The 24,220-nt window shown below is 49.4% G+C and carries 31 protein-coding genes; 28 read left to right on the forward strand and 3 right to left on the reverse strand.

Going from position 1 to position 24,220, the window contains the following annotated elements:
* Positions 1–17 precede the first annotated feature (17 nt).
* The 23 genes from rpsS to rplQ all read left to right on the forward strand — a co-directional run bounded on the left by rpsS (position 18) and on the right by rplQ (position 11,048).
* A complete protein-coding gene (rpsS, locus tag O59_RS15935; protein WP_039912567.1) occupies positions 18–296 on the forward strand; it encodes a 30S ribosomal protein S19 in 279 nt (92 codons plus the stop codon).
* 12 nt (positions 297–308) lie between these two features.
* A complete protein-coding gene (rplV, locus tag O59_RS15940) occupies positions 309–641 on the forward strand; it encodes a 50S ribosomal protein L22 (RefSeq protein ID WP_007644463.1) in 333 nt (110 codons plus the stop codon).
* Between the two features lie 11 nt (positions 642–652).
* The gene (gene rpsC / locus O59_RS15945; protein WP_007644464.1) at positions 653–1,333 is read left to right on the forward strand and encodes a 30S ribosomal protein S3; all 681 of its coding nucleotides are present in this window, start codon (positions 653–655) and stop codon (positions 1,331–1,333) included.
* A gap of 12 nt (positions 1,334–1,345) precedes the next feature.
* A complete protein-coding gene (gene rplP, locus O59_RS15950; RefSeq protein ID WP_039912571.1) occupies positions 1,346–1,759 on the forward strand; it encodes a 50S ribosomal protein L16 in 414 nt (137 codons plus the stop codon).
* Entirely contained in the window at positions 1,759–1,950 is a 192-nt protein-coding gene (gene rpmC / locus O59_RS15955) for a 50S ribosomal protein L29 (protein ID WP_007644466.1), read from the forward strand. The genes rplP and rpmC overlap by 1 nt, the downstream gene beginning before the upstream one ends.
* 2 nt (positions 1,951–1,952) lie before the next feature.
* Positions 1,953–2,219, forward strand: coding sequence for a 30S ribosomal protein S17 (rpsQ, locus tag O59_RS15960; protein WP_007644469.1), 267 nt, complete (start codon positions 1,953–1,955; stop codon positions 2,217–2,219).
* Between the two features lie 39 nt (positions 2,220–2,258).
* Positions 2,259–2,627, forward strand: a complete 369-nt coding sequence (gene rplN / locus O59_RS15965; protein ID WP_007644480.1) for a 50S ribosomal protein L14 — start codon at positions 2,259–2,261, stop codon at positions 2,625–2,627.
* 32 nt (positions 2,628–2,659) lie between these two features.
* On the forward strand, positions 2,660–2,977 hold the full coding sequence (gene rplX, locus O59_RS15970) for a 50S ribosomal protein L24 (RefSeq protein ID WP_007644482.1): 318 nt from the start codon (positions 2,660–2,662) through the stop codon (positions 2,975–2,977).
* Between the two features lie 6 nt (positions 2,978–2,983).
* Positions 2,984–3,523, forward strand: coding sequence for a 50S ribosomal protein L5 (gene rplE, locus O59_RS15975; protein WP_007644483.1), 540 nt, complete (start codon positions 2,984–2,986; stop codon positions 3,521–3,523).
* Between the two features lie 9 nt (positions 3,524–3,532).
* Positions 3,533–3,838, forward strand: a complete 306-nt coding sequence (gene rpsN / locus O59_RS15980; RefSeq protein ID WP_007644484.1) for a 30S ribosomal protein S14 — start codon at positions 3,533–3,535, stop codon at positions 3,836–3,838.
* Positions 3,839–3,868: 30 nt separating this feature from the next.
* Positions 3,869–4,261, forward strand: coding sequence for a 30S ribosomal protein S8 (gene rpsH / locus O59_RS15985; protein ID WP_007644485.1), 393 nt, complete (start codon positions 3,869–3,871; stop codon positions 4,259–4,261).
* Between the two features lie 13 nt (positions 4,262–4,274).
* Positions 4,275–4,808, forward strand: coding sequence for a 50S ribosomal protein L6 (gene rplF / locus O59_RS15990; protein ID WP_007644487.1), 534 nt, complete (start codon positions 4,275–4,277; stop codon positions 4,806–4,808).
* A gap of 9 nt (positions 4,809–4,817) precedes the next feature.
* Positions 4,818–5,168 (forward strand): 50S ribosomal protein L18, encoded by a 351-nt coding sequence (gene rplR / locus O59_RS15995; RefSeq protein ID WP_007644488.1) that lies wholly within the window; start codon positions 4,818–4,820, stop codon positions 5,166–5,168.
* Between the two features lie 9 nt (positions 5,169–5,177).
* Positions 5,178–5,687, forward strand: coding sequence for a 30S ribosomal protein S5 (gene rpsE, locus O59_RS16000; RefSeq protein WP_007644490.1), 510 nt, complete (start codon positions 5,178–5,180; stop codon positions 5,685–5,687).
* Positions 5,688–5,722: 35 nt separating this feature from the next.
* Entirely contained in the window at positions 5,723–5,908 is a 186-nt protein-coding gene (gene rpmD / locus O59_RS16005; RefSeq protein WP_040393171.1) for a 50S ribosomal protein L30, read from the forward strand.
* A gap of 1 nt (position 5,909) precedes the next feature.
* A complete protein-coding gene (gene rplO, locus O59_RS16010) occupies positions 5,910–6,344 on the forward strand; it encodes a 50S ribosomal protein L15 (RefSeq protein ID WP_007644492.1) in 435 nt (144 codons plus the stop codon).
* A gap of 10 nt (positions 6,345–6,354) precedes the next feature.
* Positions 6,355–7,692, forward strand: a complete 1,338-nt coding sequence (gene secY, locus O59_RS16015; RefSeq protein WP_040393173.1) for a preprotein translocase subunit SecY — start codon at positions 6,355–6,357, stop codon at positions 7,690–7,692.
* A 22-nt stretch (positions 7,693–7,714) separates the two neighbouring features.
* Positions 7,715–7,831 (forward strand): 50S ribosomal protein L36, encoded by a 117-nt coding sequence (gene rpmJ, locus O59_RS21525; protein ID WP_039912586.1) that lies wholly within the window; start codon positions 7,715–7,717, stop codon positions 7,829–7,831.
* 232 nt (positions 7,832–8,063) lie between these two features.
* A complete protein-coding gene (gene rpsM, locus O59_RS16020) occupies positions 8,064–8,420 on the forward strand; it encodes a 30S ribosomal protein S13 (protein ID WP_040393175.1) in 357 nt (118 codons plus the stop codon).
* 56 nt (positions 8,421–8,476) lie between these two features.
* A complete protein-coding gene (rpsK, locus tag O59_RS16025) occupies positions 8,477–8,872 on the forward strand; it encodes a 30S ribosomal protein S11 (protein ID WP_007644497.1) in 396 nt (131 codons plus the stop codon).
* 12 nt (positions 8,873–8,884) lie between these two features.
* Positions 8,885–9,505 carry a 30S ribosomal protein S4 gene (gene rpsD, locus O59_RS16030; RefSeq protein ID WP_007644498.1) on the forward strand — a complete coding sequence of 207 codons (621 nt, stop codon included), beginning with the start codon at positions 8,885–8,887 and terminating at the stop codon, positions 9,503–9,505.
* Positions 9,506–9,531: 26 nt separating this feature from the next.
* On the forward strand, positions 9,532–10,518 hold the full coding sequence (gene rpoA / locus O59_RS16035) for a DNA-directed RNA polymerase subunit alpha (protein WP_007644499.1): 987 nt from the start codon (positions 9,532–9,534) through the stop codon (positions 10,516–10,518).
* Positions 10,519–10,655: 137 nt separating this feature from the next.
* On the forward strand, positions 10,656–11,048 hold the full coding sequence (gene rplQ, locus O59_RS16040; RefSeq protein WP_040393178.1) for a 50S ribosomal protein L17: 393 nt from the start codon (positions 10,656–10,658) through the stop codon (positions 11,046–11,048).
* Between the two features lie 150 nt (positions 11,049–11,198).
* Here rplQ and uvrA read toward each other — a convergent pair whose 3' ends face one another.
* On the reverse strand, positions 11,199–14,081 hold the full coding sequence (gene uvrA, locus O59_RS16045; RefSeq protein ID WP_007644501.1) for an excinuclease ABC subunit UvrA: 2,883 nt from the start codon (positions 14,079–14,081) through the stop codon (positions 11,199–11,201).
* A gap of 188 nt (positions 14,082–14,269) precedes the next feature.
* On the opposite strand from uvrA, the gene O59_RS16050 reads away from it, so the two are divergent.
* The 5 genes from O59_RS16050 (at position 14,270) to O59_RS16070 (ending at position 19,824) form a co-directional block, all read left to right on the forward strand.
* Entirely contained in the window at positions 14,270–15,715 is a 1,446-nt protein-coding gene (locus tag O59_RS16050; protein WP_007644502.1) for an MFS transporter, read from the forward strand.
* A 100-nt stretch (positions 15,716–15,815) separates the two neighbouring features.
* Positions 15,816–16,406, forward strand: a complete 591-nt coding sequence (gene ssb / locus O59_RS16055) for a single-stranded DNA-binding protein (RefSeq protein ID WP_007644503.1) — start codon at positions 15,816–15,818, stop codon at positions 16,404–16,406.
* A 124-nt stretch (positions 16,407–16,530) separates the two neighbouring features.
* On the forward strand, positions 16,531–17,469 hold the full coding sequence (locus tag O59_RS16060) for an ABC transporter substrate-binding protein (protein WP_081489723.1): 939 nt from the start codon (positions 16,531–16,533) through the stop codon (positions 17,467–17,469).
* A 183-nt stretch (positions 17,470–17,652) separates the two neighbouring features.
* Positions 17,653–18,567 (forward strand): S1 family peptidase, encoded by a 915-nt coding sequence (locus O59_RS16065; protein WP_007644507.1) that lies wholly within the window; start codon positions 17,653–17,655, stop codon positions 18,565–18,567.
* 216 nt (positions 18,568–18,783) lie between these two features.
* The gene (locus tag O59_RS16070; RefSeq protein ID WP_007644508.1) at positions 18,784–19,824 is read left to right on the forward strand and encodes a LacI family DNA-binding transcriptional regulator; all 1,041 of its coding nucleotides are present in this window, start codon (positions 18,784–18,786) and stop codon (positions 19,822–19,824) included.
* 117 nt (positions 19,825–19,941) lie between these two features.
* Here O59_RS16070 and O59_RS16075 read toward each other — a convergent pair whose 3' ends face one another.
* Together O59_RS16075 and O59_RS16080 are read right to left on the reverse strand one after the other, a co-directional pair.
* Positions 19,942–21,414 carry an MFS transporter gene (locus tag O59_RS16075; RefSeq protein ID WP_007644510.1) on the reverse strand — a complete coding sequence of 491 codons (1,473 nt, stop codon included), beginning with the start codon at positions 21,412–21,414 and terminating at the stop codon, positions 19,942–19,944.
* Positions 21,415–21,522: 108 nt separating this feature from the next.
* Positions 21,523–23,928: a glucan 1,4-alpha-glucosidase gene (locus O59_RS16080; RefSeq protein WP_007644511.1), complete on the reverse strand. Its 2,406-nt coding sequence runs from the start codon at positions 23,926–23,928 to the stop codon at positions 21,523–21,525.
* Positions 23,929–24,220: the final 292 nt, after the last annotated feature.

The following is a 24,220-nucleotide window of genomic DNA, read 5'->3' on the forward strand; positions in this document are numbered from 1 at the left end:
GAATAGAGGAAGAGACAGTGCCACGTTCACTGAAAAAAGGTCCTTTTATCGATCTTCACCTGATTAAGAAGGTCGAAGCTGCGATCGCGAGTAATGATCGTCGTCCAATTAAGACTTGGTCGCGCCGTTCCATGATTATGCCGGAAATGGTGGGTTTGACTTTGGCTGTGCACAATGGGCGTCAGCATGTTCCGGTCCTGGTTAACGAAGAAATGGTTGGCCATAAGCTTGGCGAATTTGCAGCAACCCGCACTTATCGTGGCCATGCCGCTGATAAGAAAGCGAAAAAACGCTAATCGAGGTATACGATGGAAGTAGCAGCAAAATTAAGCGGTGCTCGTCTGTCGGCGCAAAAAGCGCGTTTGGTTGCCGATCAAATTCGCGGTAAAGGCGTTGAAGACGCGCTTGATATCTTGGCCTTTAGCACAAAGAAAGGCGCAGAGATCATCAAGAAAGTACTCGAATCTGCAATTGCAAATGCCGAGCACAACGAAGGCGCTGATGTTGACGAGTTGAAAGTAAAAACGATTTTTGTAGACGAAGGTGTGAGCCTCAAGCGCATTAAGCCGCGTGCGAAGGGTCGTGCTGACCGAATTACAAAGCGTACTTGTCATATCACCGTTAAAGTAGCCGATAAGTAAGAGAGCGCGTTATGGGTCAGAAAGTACATCCAAACGGTATTCGTCTGGGGATCATCAAAAAGCATACTTCTATTTGGTATGCCGATGGCACCGATTACGCAGACAAACTCAACATTGACTTGAAAGTACGTGCGTACATTCAGGACAAACTCGCCAGTGCGTCAGTTAGCCGCGTTGATATCGAACGCCCCGCTAATACTGCGCGCATTACTATCCACACTGCCCGTCCAGGCATTGTGATTGGTAAGAAAGGTGAAGATGTTGATAAGTTGCGCGCTGAAGTAAGCAAGCAAATGGGCGTGCCTGTTCATATTAATATTGAAGAGATTCGCAAGCCCGATTTGGATGCAGCTTTAGTGGCACAAGGCGTGGCTCAGCAACTTGAGCGCCGTGTAATGTTCCGTCGTGCAATGAAGCGCGCGGTGCAAAATGCAATGCGTCAAGGCGCTGAAGGTATCAAGATCCAAGTGGGTGGCCGCTTGGGTGGTGCCGAAATCGCTCGTAGTGAGTGGTATCGCGAAGGTCGTGTACCTCTGCACACTTTGCGTGCAGATATCGATTATGCAACAGCAGAAGCGAGCACCACCTACGGTATCATTGGTGTGAAAGTGTGGATTTTCAAAGGCGAAGTTATCGGTGATGTTACTGAAACCGAAGCAACGTCCAAGAAAAAAGCCGCTAAATCCAAGTAAGGGGTACGCATCATGTTACAACCTAAGCGTACAAAGTTTCGCAAGCAGATGAAAGGCCGCAACCGCGGTCTGGCCCAGCGTGGCTCCAAAGTTAGCTTTGGTGATTTTGGCTTGAAAGCAACTGGTCGCGGTCGCATTACTGCGCGTCAAATCGAAGCAGCACGTCGTGCGATGACTCGTCACGTTAAGCGTGGCGGTAAAATCTGGATCCGTGTCTTCCCCGATAAGCCGATTACAGCTAAACCACTCGAAGTTCGTATGGGTAGCGGTAAAGGTGGCGTGGAGTACTGGGTAGCGCAAATTCGTCCTGGCAAAGTTCTCTATGAGATGGATGGTGTAAGCGAGGAATTAGCTCGTGAAGCCTTCGCACTTGCTGCGGCTAAATTGCCAATTACAACAACATTTGTTAAACGTTCGGTGATGTGATGAAAGCTTCAGAACTCCGCGAAAAATCCGTCGAAGAGCTGAATGGCGTCTTGTTGGAACAATTGAAAGAGCAGTTCAAGTTGCGTATGCAAGCTTCTACTGGTCAGTTGAACCAATCGCACTTGCTTACGCAAGCACGCAAAGACATCGCTCGCATCAAGACGGCGCTTAGTCAAAAGGCAGGTAAGTAACGATGACTCAAGAAACTAAAGTGGCTCGTACACTGACTGGCAAAGTTGTCAGCGACAAGATGGATAAAACCATCACCGTGTTGATTGAGCGTCGTGTTAAGCACGAGCTTTATGGTAAATACACCACTAAATCATCCAAGCTTCACGCTCACGATGAAAAGAATGAGTGCAAGATGGGTGACATTGTGACTGTATCTGAGTCGCGTCCCCTGTCGAAAACCAAGACCTGGTCTTTAGTGAAAATTGAAGAGCGCGCCTCAGAAGTCTAAGACTTCCGCGTTTTTGTAAGTCAGTTTCGGAGACGGACGATGATTCAAACAGAAAGCTACTTAGATGTTGCTGACAACAGCGGTGCTCGCCGTGTCATGTGCATCAAGGTTCTTGGCGGCTCTCACCGTCGCTATGCGGCGGTTGGTGACATCATCAAAGTGACCGTTAAGGAAGCAATTCCTCGCGGCAAGGTGAAGAAAGGCCAAGTAATGAAGGCAGTTGTTGTACGCACCAAAAAAGGCGTGCGTCGTCAAGACGGTTCATTAATCAAGTTTGACGATAATGCTGCCGTACTGCTGAATAACCAAGATGCTCCGATTGGTACCCGTATTTTCGGACCTGTAACTCGTGAGTTGCGTGGCGAGAAATTTATGAAAATCATTTCTTTGGCTCCAGAAGTGCTGTAAGCACTTCGAGCTAAAGAGTCGAGGGCAGATAAATGCGTAAAATTAAACGTGATGACGAAGTGATTGTTATCGCCGGACGTGACAAAGGCAAGCGCGGTAAAGTTGTACGTGTATTGGCTGAAGATCGTTTGATTGTAAGCGGCATTAACATGATCAAGAAGCACCAAAAACCAAACCCGCAATTGGGTGTGGCTGGTGGAATCGTTGAAAAAGAAGCTGCGATTCATGCTTCAAATGTTGCTATCTATAATCCAGCAACAAAGAAAGCTGACCGCGTAGGTTTCAAAGTGCTTGAAAATGGCGACAAAGTTCGTGTTTTCAAATCCAATGGCGAAACCCTAGGGGCGTAATGAAACATGGCTAGGCTAAAAGAACTTTACATTAAAGAACTCGCCCCCAAACTCAAAGAAGAGTTGGGTTTGGCGAACGTGATGGAAGTGCCGCGCATTACTAAAATCACCCTCAATATGGGTGTGGGTGAAGCTACTGGCGATAAGAAAATTCTGGATAATGCAGTTAACGATCTGGTTAAAATTGCTGGTCAGAAAGTGGTTGTAACCAATTCGCGTAAATCAATTGCGGGCTTCAAAATCCGTGATGGTTGGCCGATTGGTTGCAAAGTAACTCTGCGCTCGGATCGTATGTACGAATTCCTGGATCGCCTTATCACTATTGCTATTCCTCGTATTCGCGATTTCCGCGGTATTAGTCCAAAGCAATTTGATGGTCGCGGTAACTTTTCAATGGGTGTTACTGAGCAAATTATTTTCCCTGAAATCGACTACGACAAAGTAGATCGTTTGCGCGGTCTTGATATTTGTATCACTACCACTGCTCGCACCGATGATGAAGGTCGCGCACTGTTGAAAGCATTTAACTTCCCTTTCAAAGGCTAAGGTGACGTCATGGCTAAAAAATCTATGATTGCACGCGAAGTTAAACGTGCAGAAACCGTGAAAAAATTTGCCGCCAAGCGCGCAGAATTGAAAGCGACAATCGTCAGCCCTTCATCTACTGAAGAGCAAGTATGGGAAGCGCAAATCAAACTGCAAAAAATGCCTCGCGATGCTAGTGCTTCACGTCAGCGTAACCGCTGCCGCGTGACTGGTCGTCCACATGGTGTTTACCGCAAATTCGGCCTGTGCCGTCACAAGTTGCGCGAAGCAGCCATGCGTGGTGATGTCCCCGGCTTGGTTAAGGCCAGCTGGTAAGCCTCGGCTTAATTTTAGGAGCAGAATCTGATGAGCATGCAAGATCCAATGGCAGATATGCTGACCCGCATTCGCAACGCGCAAAACGTGGGTAAAGCAGCTGTAACCATGCCTTCTTCAAAATTGAAAGTAAGCGTGGCAAAAGTACTCTCTGACGAGGGTTACATTAATGGTTTTTCAGTGAGCGAAGGCGCCAAGCAAGAGCTGACTGTTGACCTGAAATACTTTGAGGGCAAGCCAGTTATTGTTGAGCTTGACCGTGTGAGCCGTCCTGGCTTGCGTAATTATGCTGGTAAAGCTGGCCTGCCTACCGTTCGCGGTGGATTAGGTATTGCAATTGTCTCTACCAGTAAAGGTGTAATGACTGATCGTGCTGCACGCGCCGCTGGCGTGGGTGGCGAAGTCCTCTGCACAGTATTCTAATTGGGAAATCGTCATGTCACGAGTTGCAAAAAGTCCGGTTGAAGTACCTGCTGCAGTGACTGTCACTCTTAACGGACAGTCACTGTCCGTTAAAGGCAGCAATGGTACATTGGCGCTGCAAATTAACGCGAGCGTAGAAGTTAAGCACGAAAATAATGTGCTTACTTTTGCTCCGCGCGATGGCGCCAAGCAGTCTGATGCACTAGCAGGCACTACCCGTGCGCTAGTTAATAATATGGTTTTTGGTGTTAGCCAGGGTTTTGTAAAAAAACTGTCTCTGGTTGGTGTTGGTTACCGTGTTAAAGCTGAAGGCAATACTGTAAACCTGTCTTTGGGATATTCACATCCGGTTAACTACGTTCTTCCTCAAGGCGTATCGGTAGAAACCCCAAGCCAGACCGAAATTGTACTGAAGGCGGCTGACAAGCAATTGCTTGGTCAGGTTGCTGCAGAAATCCGCGCGTTCCGCGAGCCAGAGCCTTATAAAGGTAAAGGTGTTCGCTACTCGGATGAAACAGTACTGCGTAAAGAAGCTAAGAAGAAGTAGGGCTAGGATATGAGCGATAAGAAGCAAACTCGTCTTCGCCGTGCACGCCGTGCCCGCGCCAAGATCCGTGAATTAGGTGCAACTCGTTTAACGATCCACCGTTCTCCACGCCATATTTACGCACAATTGATTTCTGGTGACGGTGCTCGCGTTCTCGCGAGTGCCTCGACTCTGGATAAAGAGTTGCGCAGTGGTAAAACTGGTAACGCTGAAGCAGCTAAAGCTGTGGGTGCTCTGATTGCAGAGCGCGCTAAGGCAGCTGGTGTCACTCAGGTAGCTTTTGACCGCAGTGGTTTTAAATACCACGGTCGTGTGAAAGCTCTGGCTGACGCAGCGCGTGAAGGCGGATTGGAATTCTAAGGGTGAGATATGGCATACGCTAAGAAAGAAGAAGACAATAACGAAGGCTTGCAAGAAAAATTAGTTCAAGTTAATCGTGTTGCTAAAACTGTTAAAGGTGGTCGTATCTTTCAATTTACCGCACTGACTGTTGTTGGTGACGGTAATGGTAAAGTGGGCTTCGGTCGCGGTAAAGCGCGCGAAGTTCCGATTGCTATTCAAAAGGCGATGGAAGCAGCTCGCCGCAATATGATCACTGTTGAATTGAATGGCGATACCATTCAATACCCAACTAAAGGTGTTCATGGTGCGTCTAAAGTGTATATGCAACCAGCGTCACAAGGTACTGGTGTGATCGCTGGCGGCGCAATGCGTGCTGTACTCGAAATCGCCGGTATTCAGAACGTTCTGTCCAAGTGCTACGGTTCTACCAATCCGGTAAACGTAGTTCGTGCCACTTTTAATGCGCTGAAAGAAATGACTTCTCCGGAAGCTGTTGCTGCCAAACGCGGTAAAAGTGTTGAAGATATTCTGAACTAATCGATTATTTCGATTACAAGATGGCGGAATTCACCATGTCAAAGAAAATGATTAAAGTGACCCAGGTTAAGAGCACTGCTCATCGCCTGGAGAGCCATAAAGCCTGTGTAAGAGGCTTGGGCTTGCGTCGCATCCGTCACACTGTTGAAGTAGAAGATACTCCATCAGTTCGTGGCATGATTAACGTAGTTAACTATCTGGTTAAGGTAGAGGGAGAATAAGATGCGTCTGAATACCCTTAGCCCGGCACCGGGCAGTACTCATGCAAAAAAACGTGTAGGTCGTGGTATCGGTAGCGGTTTGGGTAAAACTGCTGGCCGTGGCCATAAAGGTTTGAAGTCCCGCTCTGGCGGTTCGGTCAGACCTGGATTTGAAGGCGGTCAAATGCCTTTGCAGATTCGCCTGCCAAAATACGGTTTTACTTCTCGTGTTGGTTTGGTTTCTGCTGAGATTCGTCTGTCAGAGCTGAATGCTGTCGAAGGTTCGGTTGTTGATATTGAGACATTAAAACAAGCTGGTTTGATTAGCTCTGTAATCAAACGCGCTAAAATTTTTGCCTCAGGCGAAGTTAAAAAAGCTGTCACTGTTAAGGGCCTGTCTGTATCTAAGGGTGCCAAAGCAGCGATTGAAGCCGCTGGCGGAACAGTAGAAGAGTAACGAGGCGCGAATGGCAACTCCAGGTAATCTGCCATTAGCAAATCAAAGAGGTTTAGGCGAGCTATGGGCTCGCCTACGCTTTTTGTTTCTGGCAATAGTGATTTATCGTATAGGTACTCATATACCTGTACCGGGTTTAGATCCAGAAAGAATTGCAAATCTGTTTAACCAGAATCAAGGCACTATCTTAGGCATGTTCAACATGTTCTCTGGTGGAGCGCTTGAGCGGATGAGTATTCTAGCTTTAGGTATCATGCCCTATATCTCTGCATCGATTATTATGCAGTTGCTTACGGCAGTTACTCCTTCGTTGGAACAGTTGAAGAAAGAAGGTGATGCTGGTCGTCGGAAGATTAATCAGTACACCCGTTATTTCACAGTAGTGCTTGCTACTGTTCAAGCTTTGGCGATGGCGGTAAGTTTTTCTTCCTATGCATTTGGCGGTGAACCTAGTTTTTCTTACTATTTTATTGCAGTAGTGTCTTTAGTTACAGGCGCTGTGTTTATGATGTGGTTGGGAGAGCAGGTAACTGAGCGAGGCATTGGTAATGGCATTTCAATGCTGATCTTTGCCGGTATTGTTGCTGGCATGCCGAGCGCAATTGGCCAAGCATTTGAAAGTGCAAGGCAGGGTGACTTACATATTATAGCGCTACTGATTATTAGTATCCTTGCTATAGCAGTTATCTGGTTTGTTGTTCGTATCGAACGTGGACAGCGCCGTATTACTGTAAATTATGCAAAGCGTCAGCAGGGGCGACAAGGGTATGCTGCACAAAGCAGCCATTTGCCTCTGAAGATCAACATGGCGGGCGTTATTCCTGCAATTTTTGCTAGTAGTATTTTGTTGTTTCCTGCATCAATCGCTCAATGGTTTGGCCAAGGCGGTGAAGGTGTGGTTAATGAAATGCTGCAAGAGTTGGCGCTTGCTATTGGCCCAGGACAGCCATTGTATATTTTGTTTTTCGCTGGACTAATTACGTTTTTCTGTTTCTTCTACACGGCATTGATGTTCAACCCGAAAGAAGTCGCAGATAACTTGAAAAAATCGGGTGCTTATATTCCGGGTATTCGTCCTGGTGAGCATTCCGCTAAATATATCGATAGCGTACTCACGCGCCTAACGGTGGTTGGTGCTATCTATATGTCGGCAGTTTGTTTGTTGCCTGAGTTCCTTGTAGTTGCCACTGGTGTGCCATTCTACTTGGGCGGTACCTCACTGCTTATCGTAGTGGTTGTGGTAATGGACTTTATGTCTCAGGTGCAGGCTCACTTGATGTCTCATCAATATGAATCGTTGATGAAGAAGTCAAATTTGAAAGGATATGGCAGCGGTAACGCTCGCTAATCCGCGATATTGAGGTTGAATCATGAAAGTTCGTGCTTCTGTTAAAAAGATTTGTCGCAATTGCAAAATGGTGCGTCGTAACGGTGTCTTGCGGGTAATCTGCAACGTTGAGCCACGCCATAAGCAGCGTCAAGGCTAATATTTAAGTACTCCTTAAATATTTCAGGCTGGTATCCAATCGGATTACCAGCCTGATTCTTTATGTGGGTTTTGAATAAAGGCTATGGGGGCGCTGACTGTCGTTAGGTGAGAAATTGCCTAGCTATTGATTTATGGTGTATTAGCCGCTATCCTTCGCGCCTTTTGTTCAGGGGCGAAGATGGCGCTTACGCTGTCAGCGCTGCAATTTAAGCGTTACTGGAGTAATTTGAATGGCTCGTATTGCTGGTGTAAACATACCAGATAACAAACACGCCGTTATCTCGTTAACTTATGTATATGGGATTGGTCGTACCTCGGCAAAGCAAATCTGTGCTGCCACTGGCATTGCTGAAGATGTAAAAATCGGCACCTTGTCTGAAGAGCAAATGGATGCTATCCGTGCTGAGGTTGCTAAGCGCACCGTAGAGGGTGACTTGCGTCGTGTAATATCTATGAATATTAAGCGTCTGATGGATCTAGGTTGCTACCGTGGCTTGCGTCACCGTCGTGGTCTACCGCTCCGTGGTCAGCGCACAAAAACGAACGCTCGTACCCGTAAAGGCCCCCGTAAGCCTATTAAGAAGTAATTCTTGCTTGCGTCTTTCATTCACTTACGGTAACAAATTAGTAGGAAGAAGTTGCTATGGCGAAGCCAAGTAATAAAACCACAACCAAGAAAAAAGTTAAAAAGACCGTGATCGATGGCGTTGCCCATATTCACGCTTCTTTTAACAACACCATCGTGACTATCACTGATCGTCAGGGTAATGCTCTTGCATGGGCTACCTCAGGTGGATCTGGATTCCGTGGTTCACGTAAAAGTACACCTTTTGCTGCACAGGTTGCTGCAGAGCGCGCTGGTGAAGCGGCAAAAGAGTATGGTTTAAAAAATCTCGACGTCGAAGTTAAGGGCCCTGGCCCAGGTCGCGAATCAGCTGTTCGCGCACTTAACAATGTTGGTTACAAAATTACTAACATTACTGACGTAACGCCGATTCCTCACAACGGCTGTCGTCCGCCGAAGAAACGTCGCGTGTAAGGGGATTAGAGAATGGCACGTTATATTGGACCTACCTGTAAGCTGTCTCGCCGTGAAGGCACTGATCTTTTTCTAAAGAGCGGTGCGCGTGCGTTAGACTCAAAATGTAAAATTGAAACTGCACCAGGACAGCACGGCCAACGCCGTGGTCGTTTGTCTGACTACGGTGTACAGCTGCGTGAAAAGCAAAAAGTTCGTCGTATATACGGCATTCTTGAAAAGCAATTCCGTGGTTACTATAAAGAAGCTGCTCGTCGTAAAGGCGCCAGTGGTGAAAACTTGCTTAAGTTGCTTGAGTGCCGCTTGGATAACGTTGTTTATCGCATGGGCTTTGGTTCAACTCGCGCAGAATCGCGTCAACTTGTTTCTCACAAAGCAATTAGTGTAAATGGCAAAACTGTAAATGTTGCGTCTTTCCAAGTAGCTGCTGGTGATGTTGTTGCTGTTCGCGAAAAAGCTAAAAAGCAATTGCGTGTCCAAAACGCACTGAACTTGGCTGGCCAACGTAGTAATGTTGAGTGGGTAGATGTTAACAGCGAGAAAAAAGAAGGCGTATTCAAGCGCATTCCTGATCGCATTGATTTGCCTGCTGACATCAACGAGAACCTCATCGTCGAGCTTTACTCTAAGTAAGGGACGAACCGCTAACAGGTATTGCTATGCAGACTGCAGTAAACGAATTTTTAACTCCGCGTCATATCGATGTTTCAGAAAGTGGGCCAACCCGCGCACGCGTGGTTTTGGAACCCTTGGAGCGTGGCTTCGGGCATACTTTAGGCAATGCATTGCGTCGTATTTTGCTTTCTTCTATGGCTGGTTGTGCCATAACTGAAGTTGAAATCGAAGGCGTGTTGCATGAATACAGTGCAATTGAAGGTGTTCGCGAGGATGTTATTGAGATCCTGCTGAACCTGAAAGGTGTTGCTGTAATTATGCATGGTAAGGATCACGCGGTTCTTACTTTGACTAAAAAAGGCCCTGGCGTTGTGACTGCTGCTGATATTCAGTTAGATCATGATGTAGAGATTAAAAACCCTGATCATGTGATTGCTAATATTACTGGCAATACTGAATTGAAAATGCGCTTAACTATCGCGCGTGGCCGTGGCTACCAGCCAGCTGATAGCCGTCGTCGTGACGATGATGAGAGTCGTGCAATTGGTCGCTTGCAACTTGATGCTTCCTTCAGCCCTGTTAAGCGCCTGGCTTACAGTGTTGAAAGTGCTCGTGTTGAACAGCGTACTGATTTGGATAAGCTGATTTTAGATCTGGAAACCAACGGTACCATTGATCCAGAGGAGGCTATCCGTCGCGCAGCGACTATCCTGCAGCAGCAGCTTGCTGTGTTTGTTGATTTGGAAGGTGAAAAACAATCAGCTCCAGAGCAAAAAGAAGAGGCTATTGATCCAATTCTGTTGCGCCCTGTTGATGACTTGGAACTTACTGTTCGCTCAGCAAACTGCTTGAAAGCGGAAAACATTTACTACATTGGTGATTTGATTCAGCGTACAGAAGTTGAGTTGCTGAAGACGCCAAACTTGGGTAAAAAATCTCTTACCGAAATTAAAGATGTTCTGGCCTCACGCGGTTTGTCTCTTGGTATGCGTTTGGAAAACTGGCCACCAGCCAGTTTGAGAAACGACTAAAAACCTGAAGCCACCTACCAACATTACTTAAGTGATGTTGGTAGGTGGTTTTTATTATTAGTTTGCCCGTTAACTCACTTCGGTGCGGGTGATTAACGAGATTGCTGTTAGCAATCCATTTTTGAAGGGTATTTGTTATGCGTCATAAATTAAGTGGTCGTCAATTAGGCCGTAATGCTTCTCACCGTAAAGCTATGTTTCGTAACATGGTTACCTCTTTGGTTGAGCATGAATTGATTAAAACTACTTTGCCAAAAGCAAAAGAGCTACGCCGTTTCGCGGAGCCTTTGATTACTTTGGCTAAAGTAGACAGCGTTGCTAACCGTCGTTTGGCATTTGCTCGTTTGAATAACAAAGAAGCCGTAGGTAAATTGTTCAGCCAATTAGGCCCACGCTACAATACTCGCCCAGGTGGCTACGTTCGCATTTTGAAATGTGGTTTCCGTTCTGGCGATAAAGCACCAATGGCTTATGTTGAATTGGTTGACCGTCCAGCTAAGGCGCTTGAGTCTGCAGTAGACGCTGAATAAGTTTTTTACTGTTGTACAAAAAAGCCAAGCAGCTCTGCTTGGCTTTTTTATTTTCTGTCAGTCGAAAATAGCAATGTGATTCTCTTTCTGGCTGCGAAATATAAACGGCGAATCATTATCTGATTCGCCGTTTTCTTTTGTCTGGCTAAATTATTTTTTAGCTTTTGCTGCAGTTGTTTTTGCTGGTTTTACTTTCGTTTTGGCAAGGGTGTTTTTCAGCATGGGCTTGAGGAAGCGGCCTGTGTGTGAGTGCTCAATGAGTGCGATTTCTTCTGGTGTGCCGGTAGCGATAATCTGACCGCCACCGCTGCCACCTTCTGGCCCCAAATCAATCACCCAGTCCGCTGTTTTGATTACATCCAAATTGTGTTCGATCACGACAACCGTGTTGCCGTGATCGCGCAGACGATGTAATACATTGAGTAATTGCTGGATGTCGTAGAAGTGCAGACCAGTTGTCGGTTCATCCAATATATAAAGCGTTTTACCTGTATCGCGCTTGGAGAGTTCTTTGGCGAGCTTGACCCGCTGCGCTTCCCCGCCCGACAGGGTGGTGGCCGATTGCCCTAAACAGATATAGGAAAGCCCTACATCTATTAGCGTTTGCAATTTATTGGCGATGGACGGAACCACATCAAAAAACGCACGCGCGTCTTCAATGGTCATGCCCAGCACTTCATTGATGTTTTTTCCTTTGTATTTCACGTCCAGGGTTTCGCGATTGTAGCGTTTGCCTTTGCACACATCGCAAGGTACATAGACATCGGGCAGGAAATGCATTTCTACTTTGGTGACGCCATCGCCCTGACAGGCTTCACAGCGGCCGCCTTTGACGTTGAAACTGAAGCGGCCGGGTTGATAACCGCGCGAACGCGACTCCTGAGTACCGGCAAATAACTCGCGGATGGGGGTAAAGATGCCGGTGTAGGTTGCCGGGTTGGAACGCGGTGTGCGACCGATAGGACTTTGGTCTATATCCACACACTTATCAAATAAGTCCATGCCTTCTACTTTGTCGTGTGGCGCTGGGTCAAGTGTGGTGGCGCCATTGAGGGCAGTGGCGGCGAGTGGATAAAGCGTTGCATTAATGAGTGTGGACTTGCCCGAGCCAGATACACCCGTCACGCAAGTCATCAGGCCCACGGGGATTTCCAAGGTGACGTTTTGTAAGTTGTTGCCCTTGGCTCCAATCAGTCGCAACTTGTTCTTGTCATCAAACGGATGGCGTTTTTCTGGTACTGCAATTTCGCGCGTGCCACTTAAGTACTGGCCGGTGATTGAATCTTTATTTGCCATAATGGCTTTAACATTGCCCTGCGCGATTACTTGCCCGCCGTGCACGCCAGCGCCGGGGCCAATGTCGATCACATGGTCAGCAAGGCGAATGGCGTCTTCGTCGTGCTCCACCACAATCACCGTATTGCCGATATCGCGCAAGTGGGTGAGGGTTTTTAGCAATCGTTCATTGTCGCGCTGGTGCAGGCCGATTGACGGTTCGTCGAGGATATACATCACACCCACCAACCCTGCACCGATTTGACTGGCGAGGCGAATCCGCTGCGCTTCACCGCCCGAGAGGGTTTCCGCGCTGCGATTGAGGGTCAGATAATTCAAGCCAACATCCACCAGAAAGCGGAAGCGGTCGCGCAGCTCTTTGAGGATCTTATCGGCGATGCCCGCCTTGCGGCCGGTAAAGGCCAATTTCATGTAGTAATCGTAGGCATCGGCGACCGGCATTTCGGTGATTTTGGGCAGCGGGCGCTCGTCGATAAATACGTTGCGCGCCTCTATACGCAGGCGCGTGCCTTCGCAGTCCGGGCAGGGCTGGCTGGATAAAAATTTGGTCAGATCCTCGCGTACCGAGTTGGATTCGGTATCGCGATAGCGGCGCTCCATATTCGGCAATACGCCTTCAAAACTGTGACTGCGCTTGTACACATCGCCGCGATCATTGATGTAGTTGAATTCGATAACTTCATCACCCGAGCCGTACAGAACCGCTTCGCGCTGTTTGGCTTTGAGTTTTGACCAGGGCGTGTCGACGTTAAAACCATAGTGTTTGGCCAGCGATGCCAGCATATGGAAGTAATAGACATTGCGTTTGTCCCAGCCGCGAATGGCGCCGTCAGACAGGCTTAGGCTGGTGTCCTGAATCACTTTGTCTTCATCAAAAAATTGATGCACACCCAAGCCGTCACAGGTAGGGCAGGCGCCGGCGGGGTTGTTAAACGAGAACAGGCGCGGTTCGAGTTCGGTCAGGCTGTAATCGCAAATTGGGCAGGCGTGTTTGGACGAAAACAAACGGTCGGGCGCTTCGCCGTCCATATAGCTAACGCAAGCGATGCCTTCGGACAAGTTCAGAGCAGTCTCGAAGGATTCCGATAAGCGCAGCTTCAGGTCTTCGCGCACTTTAAAACGGTCGATAACCACCTCTACCGTGTGTTTCTTTTTCTTGTCGAGCTTAGGGGTATCGTCCAGATCACACAAAATCCCGTCGATACGGGCGCGGATAAAACCATCGCGCTTGAGCTGCTCGAAGATGTGCAGGTGCTCCCCTTTGCGCTCGCGAATCACCGGTGCCAGCAGCATAAGCTTGGTGCCTTGCGGTAAGGCGAGGGTGGTATCCACCATTTCACTGATGGTCTGTGCGGCGAGTGGCACCTTGTGCTCCGGGCAGCGCGCTTCGCCCACCCGCGCATAGAGCAGGCGAAGGTAGTCGTAAATTTCGGTGATGGTGCCCACGGTTGAGCGCGGGTTGTGTGAGGTGGATTTCTGCTCGATGGAGATCGCCGGGCTCAAGCCCTCCACGTGGTCCACATCGGGTTTTTCCATCATCGACAAAAATTGGCGCGCATAGGTAGAGAGCGATTCCACATAGCGGCGCTGGCCTTCGGCGTAGAGGGTGTCAAAGGCGAGGGAGGATTTGCCCGAGCCGGAGGGGCCGGTGATCACGACAAGTTTGTCGCGTGGGATATCCAGGTCAATATTTTTCAGGTTATGGGTGCGTGCACCCCTCACGATAATTTTGTCCATCTACTGCAATCCGCCCAGGCTACTGACAAGGAACAGGCGACGGTGGTGAATCGCCCAAAGGGGCAGATTATACGCCAATGCTTTGCTGACAGATGTCACCGATATGGATTATTCCGTAAGTCTTGGTAAAGCCCTGTAGCAGCGGTGTGAGTTTCTTTTGGCGATTGATGGTGTGTGCTTGGCGCTAGTTGGTACACTATCGCCCCTTTGCTGAAACCTTTTACGCGACACCCTTTGCCATGCAAGAACCTGCTGACTCCATTCAATTTTCCACACCCGCGCCTTTTGAGAAAAAAGTCGTCTGGTCGCTGGCGGCGCTTTATACCTTCCGTATGTTCGGTTTGTTTATGCTGCTGCCGGTGCTCGCGTTATATGGCACAGAGTACGCGCATCACAGCCCATTTTTATTGGGCCTGGCGTTGGGCGCCTATGGTTTCAGTCAGGCTTTATTGCAGATTCCGTTTGGCGTGCTGTCTGATCGTATTGGCCGCAAACCGCTGATTTTGGCCGGGCTGATTGTGTTTGTGCTCGGCAGTGTGGTGGCGGCTCTGGCCGATTCGGTTTACGGGTTAATCTTCGGGCGCTTCCTGCAGGGTGGCGGTGCTATCTCGGCGGTGGTCATGGCGCTGCTTACCGATCTCACCTCGGAAGAGAATCGCACCAAGGCGATGGCGACTATCGGTGCATCAATAGGCGTGTCCTTTTCATTGGCGATGACCGCCGGCCCGCTGTTGGCGGCTTGGGGTGGGGTATCCGCGATTTTCTGGTTGACTGCTGTGCTGGGTATTGTGGGGGTTTATATTCTGCTGCAGTTGGTGCCCAATGTTGCGCAGGTGCAGCGGCCTAAACGCGAGGCGGTGGCAGTGCCCGCACTGCTGGGTAAAACCCTGCGTCACCCGCAGTTATTGCGTTTAAATATCGGGATATTTGTCCTGCATTTTGTGTTGATGTCGAGCTTTGTGGTAATGCCGTTAATGCTGCAAAACCAGCTGGAAATCCCGCGCGATTATCACGGCCTGGTTTATTTCCCGCTGCTCGCTTTTGCCTTTGTATTGATGCTGCCGTTTGTGATCATTGCCGAAAAGCGCCGCAAGATTAAAGGTGTATTCCTGATTGCGGTTGTCCTGTTGCTGATTGCTGAACTGGCATTGATGGTGGTTGGCGCCAATCGTATTTTTGCCTTGTTTGTGCTGTTTGTATTTTTTATCGCCTTTAATGTGTTGGAGGCGACCCAGCCTTCCATGGTGAGCAAAATTGCACCGGCGGGTGCCAAGGGTACGGCGACCGGAATCTACTCTACCTGTCAGGTATTGGGTGTATTTGGCGGCGGTGCCCTGGGCGGTTGGCTGTTGCAGGAGCAGGGCGCCAATGCGGTGTTTTTAGTGAATGCGGTGTTAATTGCGATTTGGCTGATCGTTGCCTGGTCGATGCAACCGCCAAGTTTTTTGGCGAGTGTGCTGATTCCTCTCAAGGGGCAGGATCAGCATGGCCTGGCCAACAAACTGCGCGCGGTCGATGGCGTTGCCGAGGTGGTAATTGTCGCCTCGGAAAATACGATTTATCTCAAAGTTGATCAGCGTAGAGTTAATCGTAAACAGCTTGCCGCAATTGTGGATGGCAGCGCAGACGTGTAGAGTGGCCGACGCCCCGCAGGGGGCAATAACTCATCAACCTGAATGCCGCCCTTGCATAAAAACAGAAGGCGGATACTCGGACAATCAAGAGGAATGCAGCATGGCTCGCGGGATTAACAAAGTAATTTTGATCGGCAATATCGGGCAAGACCCGGAAGTAAAATACATGCCTTCTGGCGGTGCTGTGACTAACGTCAGCGTAGCTACCTCCGAAACCTGGAAAGACAAAAACACTGGTCAACCGCAAGAGCGCACCGAGTGGCATCGCGTTGTATTTTTTAATCGCCTGGGTGAAATCGCGGGCGAGTATCTGAAAAAAGGCTCAAAGGTATATATCGAAGGTGCACTGCGCACGCGTAAATGGCAGGCGCAAGACGGCACTGATCGCTACACCACCGAGATTGTGGCGAGCGAAATGCAAATGCTGGACGGTCGCGGTGACGGCGCAGGTATGGGCAACAATATGGGCGCGGGCGGGTTTGATCAGACTCCTCAGTACAATAACCAACAGCACAGCAATGCGCCTGCACAAAATGCCTATAACCAAGCTGCAGCTAAACCGGCAGCCAATAATCAGGGCGGTGGCAATCAAGGTGGTTTCGGCCAGCCCGCGAATCGCCCTGCACCACAACAAAACGTACCGCCGCAACCGGCGGGTTTTGACTCATTTGATGACGATATTCCCTTCTGATAAAACAGCGATGTTTTGTTAGGCTTCAACAGGGCGCACTTGCTTCAAGTGCGCCCTGTTTTGTATCTGGCCTGTTGATTCGTTTGCGACAGGTAAATAATTAAAAATAACAGAGGCTTTCTTAATGACAACAAACACATTTTTATCGGCAACTTTTGCGTTAGCTTTTTTCACTTGGCGCCACTTCACACGCGGGTTATTGGTGAGCTGCTTGGGGATTTCACTCGCGGTTGCCGCAAGCCCACAGGCGGCGTCTGCCGGAGTTGCCGCTGACGCAACCATCAAGCTGTGGAACGGCAATAAAACAGCATCGCGCCAGCAATATGAGCGCGAAGTATTGGAATTAGCGTTGAAGGCGAGCAGTAAAAAGACGGGTGATTGGGCGCTAGTGGAAGATTTAACGGATTACCCGCGCGCGGAAGATGAAGCCAGTGTGTTTCGCAGCAAAGGCTTCGATATTTTTGGCACTGTTGCAGGCAATACCAAGTTGGCCAATGAGGAGAAAATCTTAATTCCACTGCCGCTGATGAAAGGATTACTAGGGCATCGCATTTTAATTATTCGTGCTGCAGACAAAGAGAAGTTTGCGGCGATTAAAACTCCCGCGCAGTTGCAGCAATTTACGATGGGTATTCCCGCCACTTGGGCCGACGCCGAACTGTTTCGCCAAAATGGCTACCCGGTAGTAGAGAAGGGCAGTTTTGAAGAGCTGTTTACTCGCTTGGAAAATAAAGAGTTTGATTATGTGACCTTTGGTGCAAACGAAGTTACAAGTGTGTTCAAGGAGCGCGCTGCTAAATCTGGCCAATTGATGGTGGAATCTTCGCTGCTAGTGTTTTATCCATTTCCGCTGGTGTTTTATGTCAATCCCGACAACACAGCGCTTGCGGAGCGAGTAACCCAAGGGCTAAAAATCATCAGTGAAAATGGTGAATTGGATAAAATTTTTGACCGTTATTTTGCTGCCGATTTAACTGCAGTTAATTTGCACCGGCGCACAATGATCACCTTGAAAAACCCTATCCTGCCCACTGAGATGGCTGACTTTAAACCCTCACTGTAATTTTTATCTGCGCATGATAGAAAATGATGTGCGCTGATGTTTTTTGCTGTGTTTTGTTACGGCATGATTTTTTTACCATGCTTGTATTATCAATTTTAAACAGGATATATTTTCGCGCCCGATAGGTTTCGGGCGCTTTAAAGGAAACATCAATATCTACAACTATTTTCAAGGGAATAAGGAATGATGAAATTAATAACAAGTTTGTTAGCTGCCGCACTAAGCGTGCCTGTCTCTGCAGGCATTATCCGCCACGACACCCCCGATTCCTGGTATACCGGTTTTGCGAATGATCCTGCCTTTAATGGGGTGGGTTTAATTTTTGGTGATACCGGCGCCTCGCCCTACTCTTGCAGCGGAACGGTAATCAATAAAAATTGGGTGCTAACTGCGGGGCACTGCGTCAATAAAGCGCAGGCGATGCAATTTTATTTGCCGGGTGAAACGGGTTGGCGTTTTTACGAGGCAGATACCTGGGTCTCTCATGAAAACTTTAGTGATTATGGCCTTGTCGATGGTTGGGATATAGGCCTAATGCATTTCAAGACGGACTTTGATGTGGCCCCTGCACAACTCTATAACGGCAACAATGAATTTTTGCATTCATCGGCCAGTGTCGGTTTTGGTTATACCGGAAACGGTGAAACGGGAATAGAAGGTATCGATTATCAGCGCCGCGCAGGTACTAATATTGTTGACGACATTTGGTCATTGCAGGGCAATGGCGACCAAATTCTTTGGTCTGACTTTGATCATCCAACCGATCCATCTTTTAATTTTTTCGATTTTATCGGCGCGGATTTTGATGATCTGGCGACAGTGCTCGAGATCATGGTTGCCCCAGGTGATTCCGGTGGTGGTGTTTTTATTCAGGAAAATGGCCAAATTTATTTGGCGGGTGTGCATTCGTTTATCACCGATTTTAGCAACAACGGTTTGGTCGATTATGGCGATGCCTATGGTTCAACGCGAGTCAGCAGTTTTATCGACTGGATCGATTTTCACATTGCGACCCATGAAGTACCCGAACCCGGCAGTGTGCTATTGCTAATGTTGGGTGGGCTAGGGCTGTTTATACAGCGTCGTCGCATGGTGTAAGTATTTCGCCATTTTCCCGGCAATCTGCACCGCGAGCTGACTACGCTGAAATATGCCCAAATTGCCCTGCACCCCTAGTGCACCTTTCCCCTCCGCTGTACGTAAAAAGGGGGTTGCTGTAGTATCAGCCCCCTAACGCAATGCGAACTTAAGCGTCTAAGAAAGTCCACCACAACAATTACAACAAATAATGGAATCACAGCGAGGGCACCCCAGTTGAAAGACGATAAACCCACATCCTTTGATATTGCCTACCGCGCGGGCGTATCCCAGTCGACCGTGTCGCGCGCATTACGCAATAGCCCGTTGGTCAATGAAGAGACACGGTTGAAAGTGCAGCAAATTGCACGCGAACTTAATTATAAAGTGGATAAAAACGCGAGCAGTTTGCGCTCACAACAAACCAAAACTATCGCCTTGTTATTGTGCGAACACCACGGCACCGGTAATTCCTTAATCAACCCTTTTTTCCTCTCGATGGTGGGCAGTATTACCCGTGCATCGGCCAACCGCGGCTTTGATTTATTGATTTCCTTCCAGCAATTTAGTGAGGACTGGCATGCAGATTACGAGGATGCCAATCGCGCTGATGGCATTATCTTTTTGGGTTATGGCGATTACGAAACCTTTGTAAAAAAACTGACTTATCTCACTGAAGTCGGCGCGCATTTTATTACTTGGGGGCCAGTACTTGAAGGGCAACCCGGCGTCTCCATTGGCTGCGATAATTTCAACAGCGCCTATAATGCCGCCCAACATTTAATTGCACTCGGGCATAAAAATATCGCTTTTCTCGGCGACGTATCCGAGCACAGCCCTGAATTTGCTGACCGCTATCACGGCTTTTGTAAAGCGTTGCAGGAAGCCGGTATTGCGGTAGATCCGAAACTGCAAGTCGCCGCTGAAACCTCGGAAGCGGAAGGCTACAAAGCGACCATGAGTTTACTGCAGCGTCGCGTACCCTTTGATGCGGTATTTGGTGCGAGCGACTTGATTGCCATTGGTGCCATGACGGCATTGGAAGAAGCGGGCATGCATGTGCCGCAGGATGTTGCGCTTATGGGTTTTGATGATATTCCCATGGCCGCCTACACCCATCCGGCACTCACCACGGTGCAGCAGGATACGCAATTGGCGGGTGAGTTATTGGTAGAGAATTTATTAAAGCTGGTGAGTGGTGAGCGGCCGGAATCTATGTTATTGCCGGCAAAATTAATGGTGCGCAGTTCCTGCGGTGCAAAACCATTTAAGAAATAACGGTTCTGATGGATAACTGATTAGTCCCAACAAGAAAAACCCGCTGCAGCTTTCACTACAGCGGGTTTTTTATTGCTCTGCTTGTTATTCAGTTTTTTGTTGCCTAGTCGCTCAATATCAATGACCCTGAGGAACTGCGGCCGCGTCGTTTGCGGCATTGTTGTCCTGCACAAAATAAACCGACAGCGCACCGAGAATCATAAATACACCCGCCAGCATCACGATATAAATCGCTTCGTTGTGGAATACATATTTTAAAATTTGCCCCGCAACCAAACCGGACACAATTTGCGGCGCGGCGATGGTGAAGTTGAAAATGCCCATGTACACACCGGTTTTATCGGCGGGCAGTGAGCCGGCCAGAATCGCGTAGGGCATGGCGAGAATTGCCGCCCATGCGATGCCGATGCCAATCATCGGAATTAATAAATCCAGCGCGCCTTGAGGAATATCCACTTGGGTGATCCATAAGTCCACATGCACAATTTCTGCATTTTGAAACAGCACAAAACTCAAATAACCCAAGCCGCCCGCCAGTAGTGAGAGCGAGTAGGTCAGCTTGCGACCAAAACGATTGGCGATGCGTGTGAGCACAAGAGAAAACAATGCAGCAAAAAGTGAGTAAGCGGCGAAAATAATACCTACCCAGTCACCGGCAGCGCCTTTGGCGGCGGCGATTTCCGGGGGAATGGTTTCCAGTGAATGCAGGTAATCCGAATCAAACCATTTGGCGTCTATGCCCCAAATATATTGGGTGATTGCCGGGGTGGTATAGACCCACATAATGAACAGGGAGAACCAGGAAAAGAACTGCACTATCGCCAGTTGGCGCATGGTTTTGGGCATATGGATAAACAGCTGCCAGAAATCCCCCAGGCGTTTCAACAGGGAAGGTTTCACCGCAGGCGCAACGGCGGCGGTCAGGCCTTTGTAGCGATTGTATTCTGCAGGTGCGTATTCCTTGGTGCGGATAACAGTCCAAAGCACCGTGAGGAACAAGGCGCTGGCACCGATATAAAAGGCCCAGGTGACGGTGGGGGCAACTTCACCCTTGGGGGCAGTATTTTCCAGCCCGATCACATTGGTGAGCACAAACGGCAGGATGGAGCCGATCACGGCGCCGATATTAATCAGCAGTGCCTGAATGGAGTAACCGAGGGTGCGCTGCTCATTGGGCACCATATCTGCTACCAGCGCGCGGAAGGGCTGCATGGTGACGTTAAAGGCGCCGTCCATCAGCGCCAACATCAAACCGCCAAATAGCATAGGGGTGATAAAGGCGACAAAGAGCGAGGCATTGGGCATCAATAACATGCCAGCGGCGGCGGCAATCGCACCGCCTAAAATATAAGGACGACGGCGGCCCACACGGTTCCAGGTGCGATCAGACGCAGCACCCACAATCGGCTGTACCAACAAACCCATAATGGGCGCAGCAAGCCAGAAGAGTGAGAGTGAATGTAAATCTGCCCCCAAATCCGAAAGCACGCGGCTGACGTTGGCGTTCTGTAGCGCAAAACCGAGTTGAACTCCCAGAAAGCCGAAACTGACGTTCCAGACCTGCCAAAAGGGAAGGGTGGGCTGTTTCATTGTGTACTGCCTTTGTTATTGGTTTAGTTGAGTGTAGTTGTCGATTCTTATTAACCAAAGCCCGCGTACCGATCCGGTCGGTACGCGGGCTTGGTGGCACTTGCCTCGTTACTTCACGTAGCGCGCTTCAGTGCTATCGTTTCTGTCCCACACCTTGCCGTCGCTGTAGCTGCGCAGCAGTTTGATGTATTCAGCGTGAGTCCAGGCCAGTGGGGTTGCGCCATTGGTACCTTCGCCCAGCGGGTAGTTGTAGGTGTCGTTGCCGCCTACACCGTCCCACACTTGCTCAGGCAACATCATGCCTTCGTTGGCAAACAGCTCCATGGCTTTCACATAGGTGTTGCGCAGTGAGTCTATATCGACACTAGCATTGGCTTTTGCCAGTTCCAGCTCGTAGTGACCACGCTCACCGGTGAAGAAGGGCCAAACGCGACCACGGCCATCACTGGAGTTATTGGCTTCCACATAGCCTTTGCCTGCGCTGATCTCTTCGCCGTAGCCGTCAATGCCATAGCGGCGCCAGCCGGGGAATGTGCCCTCCACGCCGGGGAAGGTGAATTCGTATTTGGTGCGCAGCAAGTCTGGCAGGTTCAGGTTGTCGTACTCGGGGATGGTTTCCAGTACGTGCTTGTCCGTTGCCGCGCGCACACCGTAGCGCACCAGTTCCAGAAAGCCGCCATCGATCACCTGCGATTCATCGTTGATCACCTGTGCGTTGCTGGTGCCCAGTGCCGAGCGATCATTGGGGTCTTCGTTGGCGTTAATGCGCAGGTAGTACTGGCCGTTACCCAAATCGCCGGTGAGCGAGCCATTGGTGGTAAAGGTTTTGGCCTCCAGCTCGCTGGAATACTTGTCGGCCGCTTCGAGGTATTTGGCCGCACCTGCGCTGTCGCCTGCCTGGGTGGCGATATCCGCCGCCGACACCAGCCCGGCGATAATCGCTGCGGTGGTTGAGGGTGAATAACCTTGTTGCTCCTCCCAACGCTCTTGTTGGGTATAAGGTGGTTTGATGAGGGTATCGTTCCAGAGGATTTTCACCTGGCCGCCGCTCACGAGGAAATCAGCCGCCGGTTTGAGCATTTTGGTGTACCACTGGGCGATTTCCGCATCGCTAAAAATGCCTTCTTTCCACAAACGCCAGCCGAGCATGAGCGGCATGCCGGTTTGATCCAGCTGGACACCCACCCATTCCACTTCGCCATCCACATGGGTTTTTTGCAGGAACCAGCCAGGAATGCCGCTGTAGCCGGCAATTTTTTCACTCGCCTGGATTTTTTCCAGATATTCAAATGCGATACGCGGTGACTCGCGGTCACCCAGGGCGAGCATCGCCATGGCCACTTGATAAAAATCGCGTGGCCATACGGCCTTGTAACCGGTGGCAGATTTCTCCGCCGATTTGGTATCGCCCCAAGGGTTGGAGAGTGAGGCGATAAACGCACCGGCGTGAGTTTTGTCTTCCTGCGCTTTTAACACCATGGCGCTGGTGTAGGCCAGCTTGCCGCCGTCGGTCGCCGTGGCAGAAAGTTTTTCCAGTGCGGGCAGGGTTTGTAAAAAGTCTTGCCAGCCGATGGCGTCGCCATCGCCGTTGTAATGGGCGAGCACTTTGTCGTAGCCCTTCCCCAATGTTTGCTCGGCAGCAGCGGAACTTTCACTGCCGCTTTTGCCAAACCCAAGTACCAAATCCCACTGCGCACTTGCGCCGTTTTTAACCTCGGCGAGTTGCAATGTCAGCGCCACATTGCCGGGTGTGTCACCGGTATTGGTGTAAAGCTGGGTGAGGCTGCCGTTTTGTTTTAGGTCGGCAATGCCGTCAGATACCCCTTCAAAACCCACGGTGCTTTGTGCAACCGGTGCAGTGGTTTTTACCGTCATGCTGCTATTGCCATCGGTCGCGACCCACACGCCATCGGCGTAGCGCACACTGTCATTGCTGCCGGTATTAGCAATGGATGGATTTACATAAACATAAGGTGTCACATCGGCAGTTAGCGCGCGAAAAACCACACGCATCATCAGTGCTTGTGAATCCGGGTCGGTGAAAATGTGTTTTTCAATTTCGTATTTGCCTTCTTTATCGCGATTCACAATTCTGTAGGCAAGGGATTGCGGGCGCCCTTGTGCATCCGTTGTTAAATATTCGATGGTAGAAATGGTGTCTTTCTTTTCTTCGTCGAGGAAGCCGTCGCCTTTCACCAGCAATTGCAGCTCTTGCAGTTGTGCTTGATGAATCAGGCCGTACATGGTTTCGGTCAACACGCCTTGGGCGATGGAAAACCACACTTTGGAAATGGTGCCGCTGGCGCCGGTGTCTTGGTAGGCGCCGTCGGTGTATTGTTCATAGGAGGTGCCAATACCAGTTTTGCCGGCATAAGCCCACACGGCGGCATTGCCGGGCGCACCGGGCGCTACCGCAGTTTGGGTAGCGGGTGCGGAGGTTGTCGATGAGTTATCGGAGCAGGCGCCCAGTAATAGGCTGCCGCTCACCAACAGGGCGAGTAGGTTTTTTTTCATGACAAAATCCTCGTATCAAAATCACTATTATTTATTGGTGTCATTTTGTGTGGTGATCTTTGCTGTAAGATCGACCAGCCATAACAGATATGACAACCAAGTCACATTAGGTGTTGGCAGGATTCAACTCAAGCAGGTGCATACGTATTCACCTTGCATACGTATGCAGAAAAGACTAGCCCAGATTTTTCAGGCGCGTTAAAACGCAGGGCAAAAAAGTGGCCTGCCGGTTTTATCCGGAAGCGCAACGGGTTTGGTTGCGTTTATGAATACGTATTCTATGGTTTTTGTA

Source organism: Cellvibrio sp. BR (assembly GCF_000263355.1).
Taxonomy (GTDB): domain Bacteria; phylum Pseudomonadota; class Gammaproteobacteria; order Pseudomonadales; family Cellvibrionaceae; genus Cellvibrio.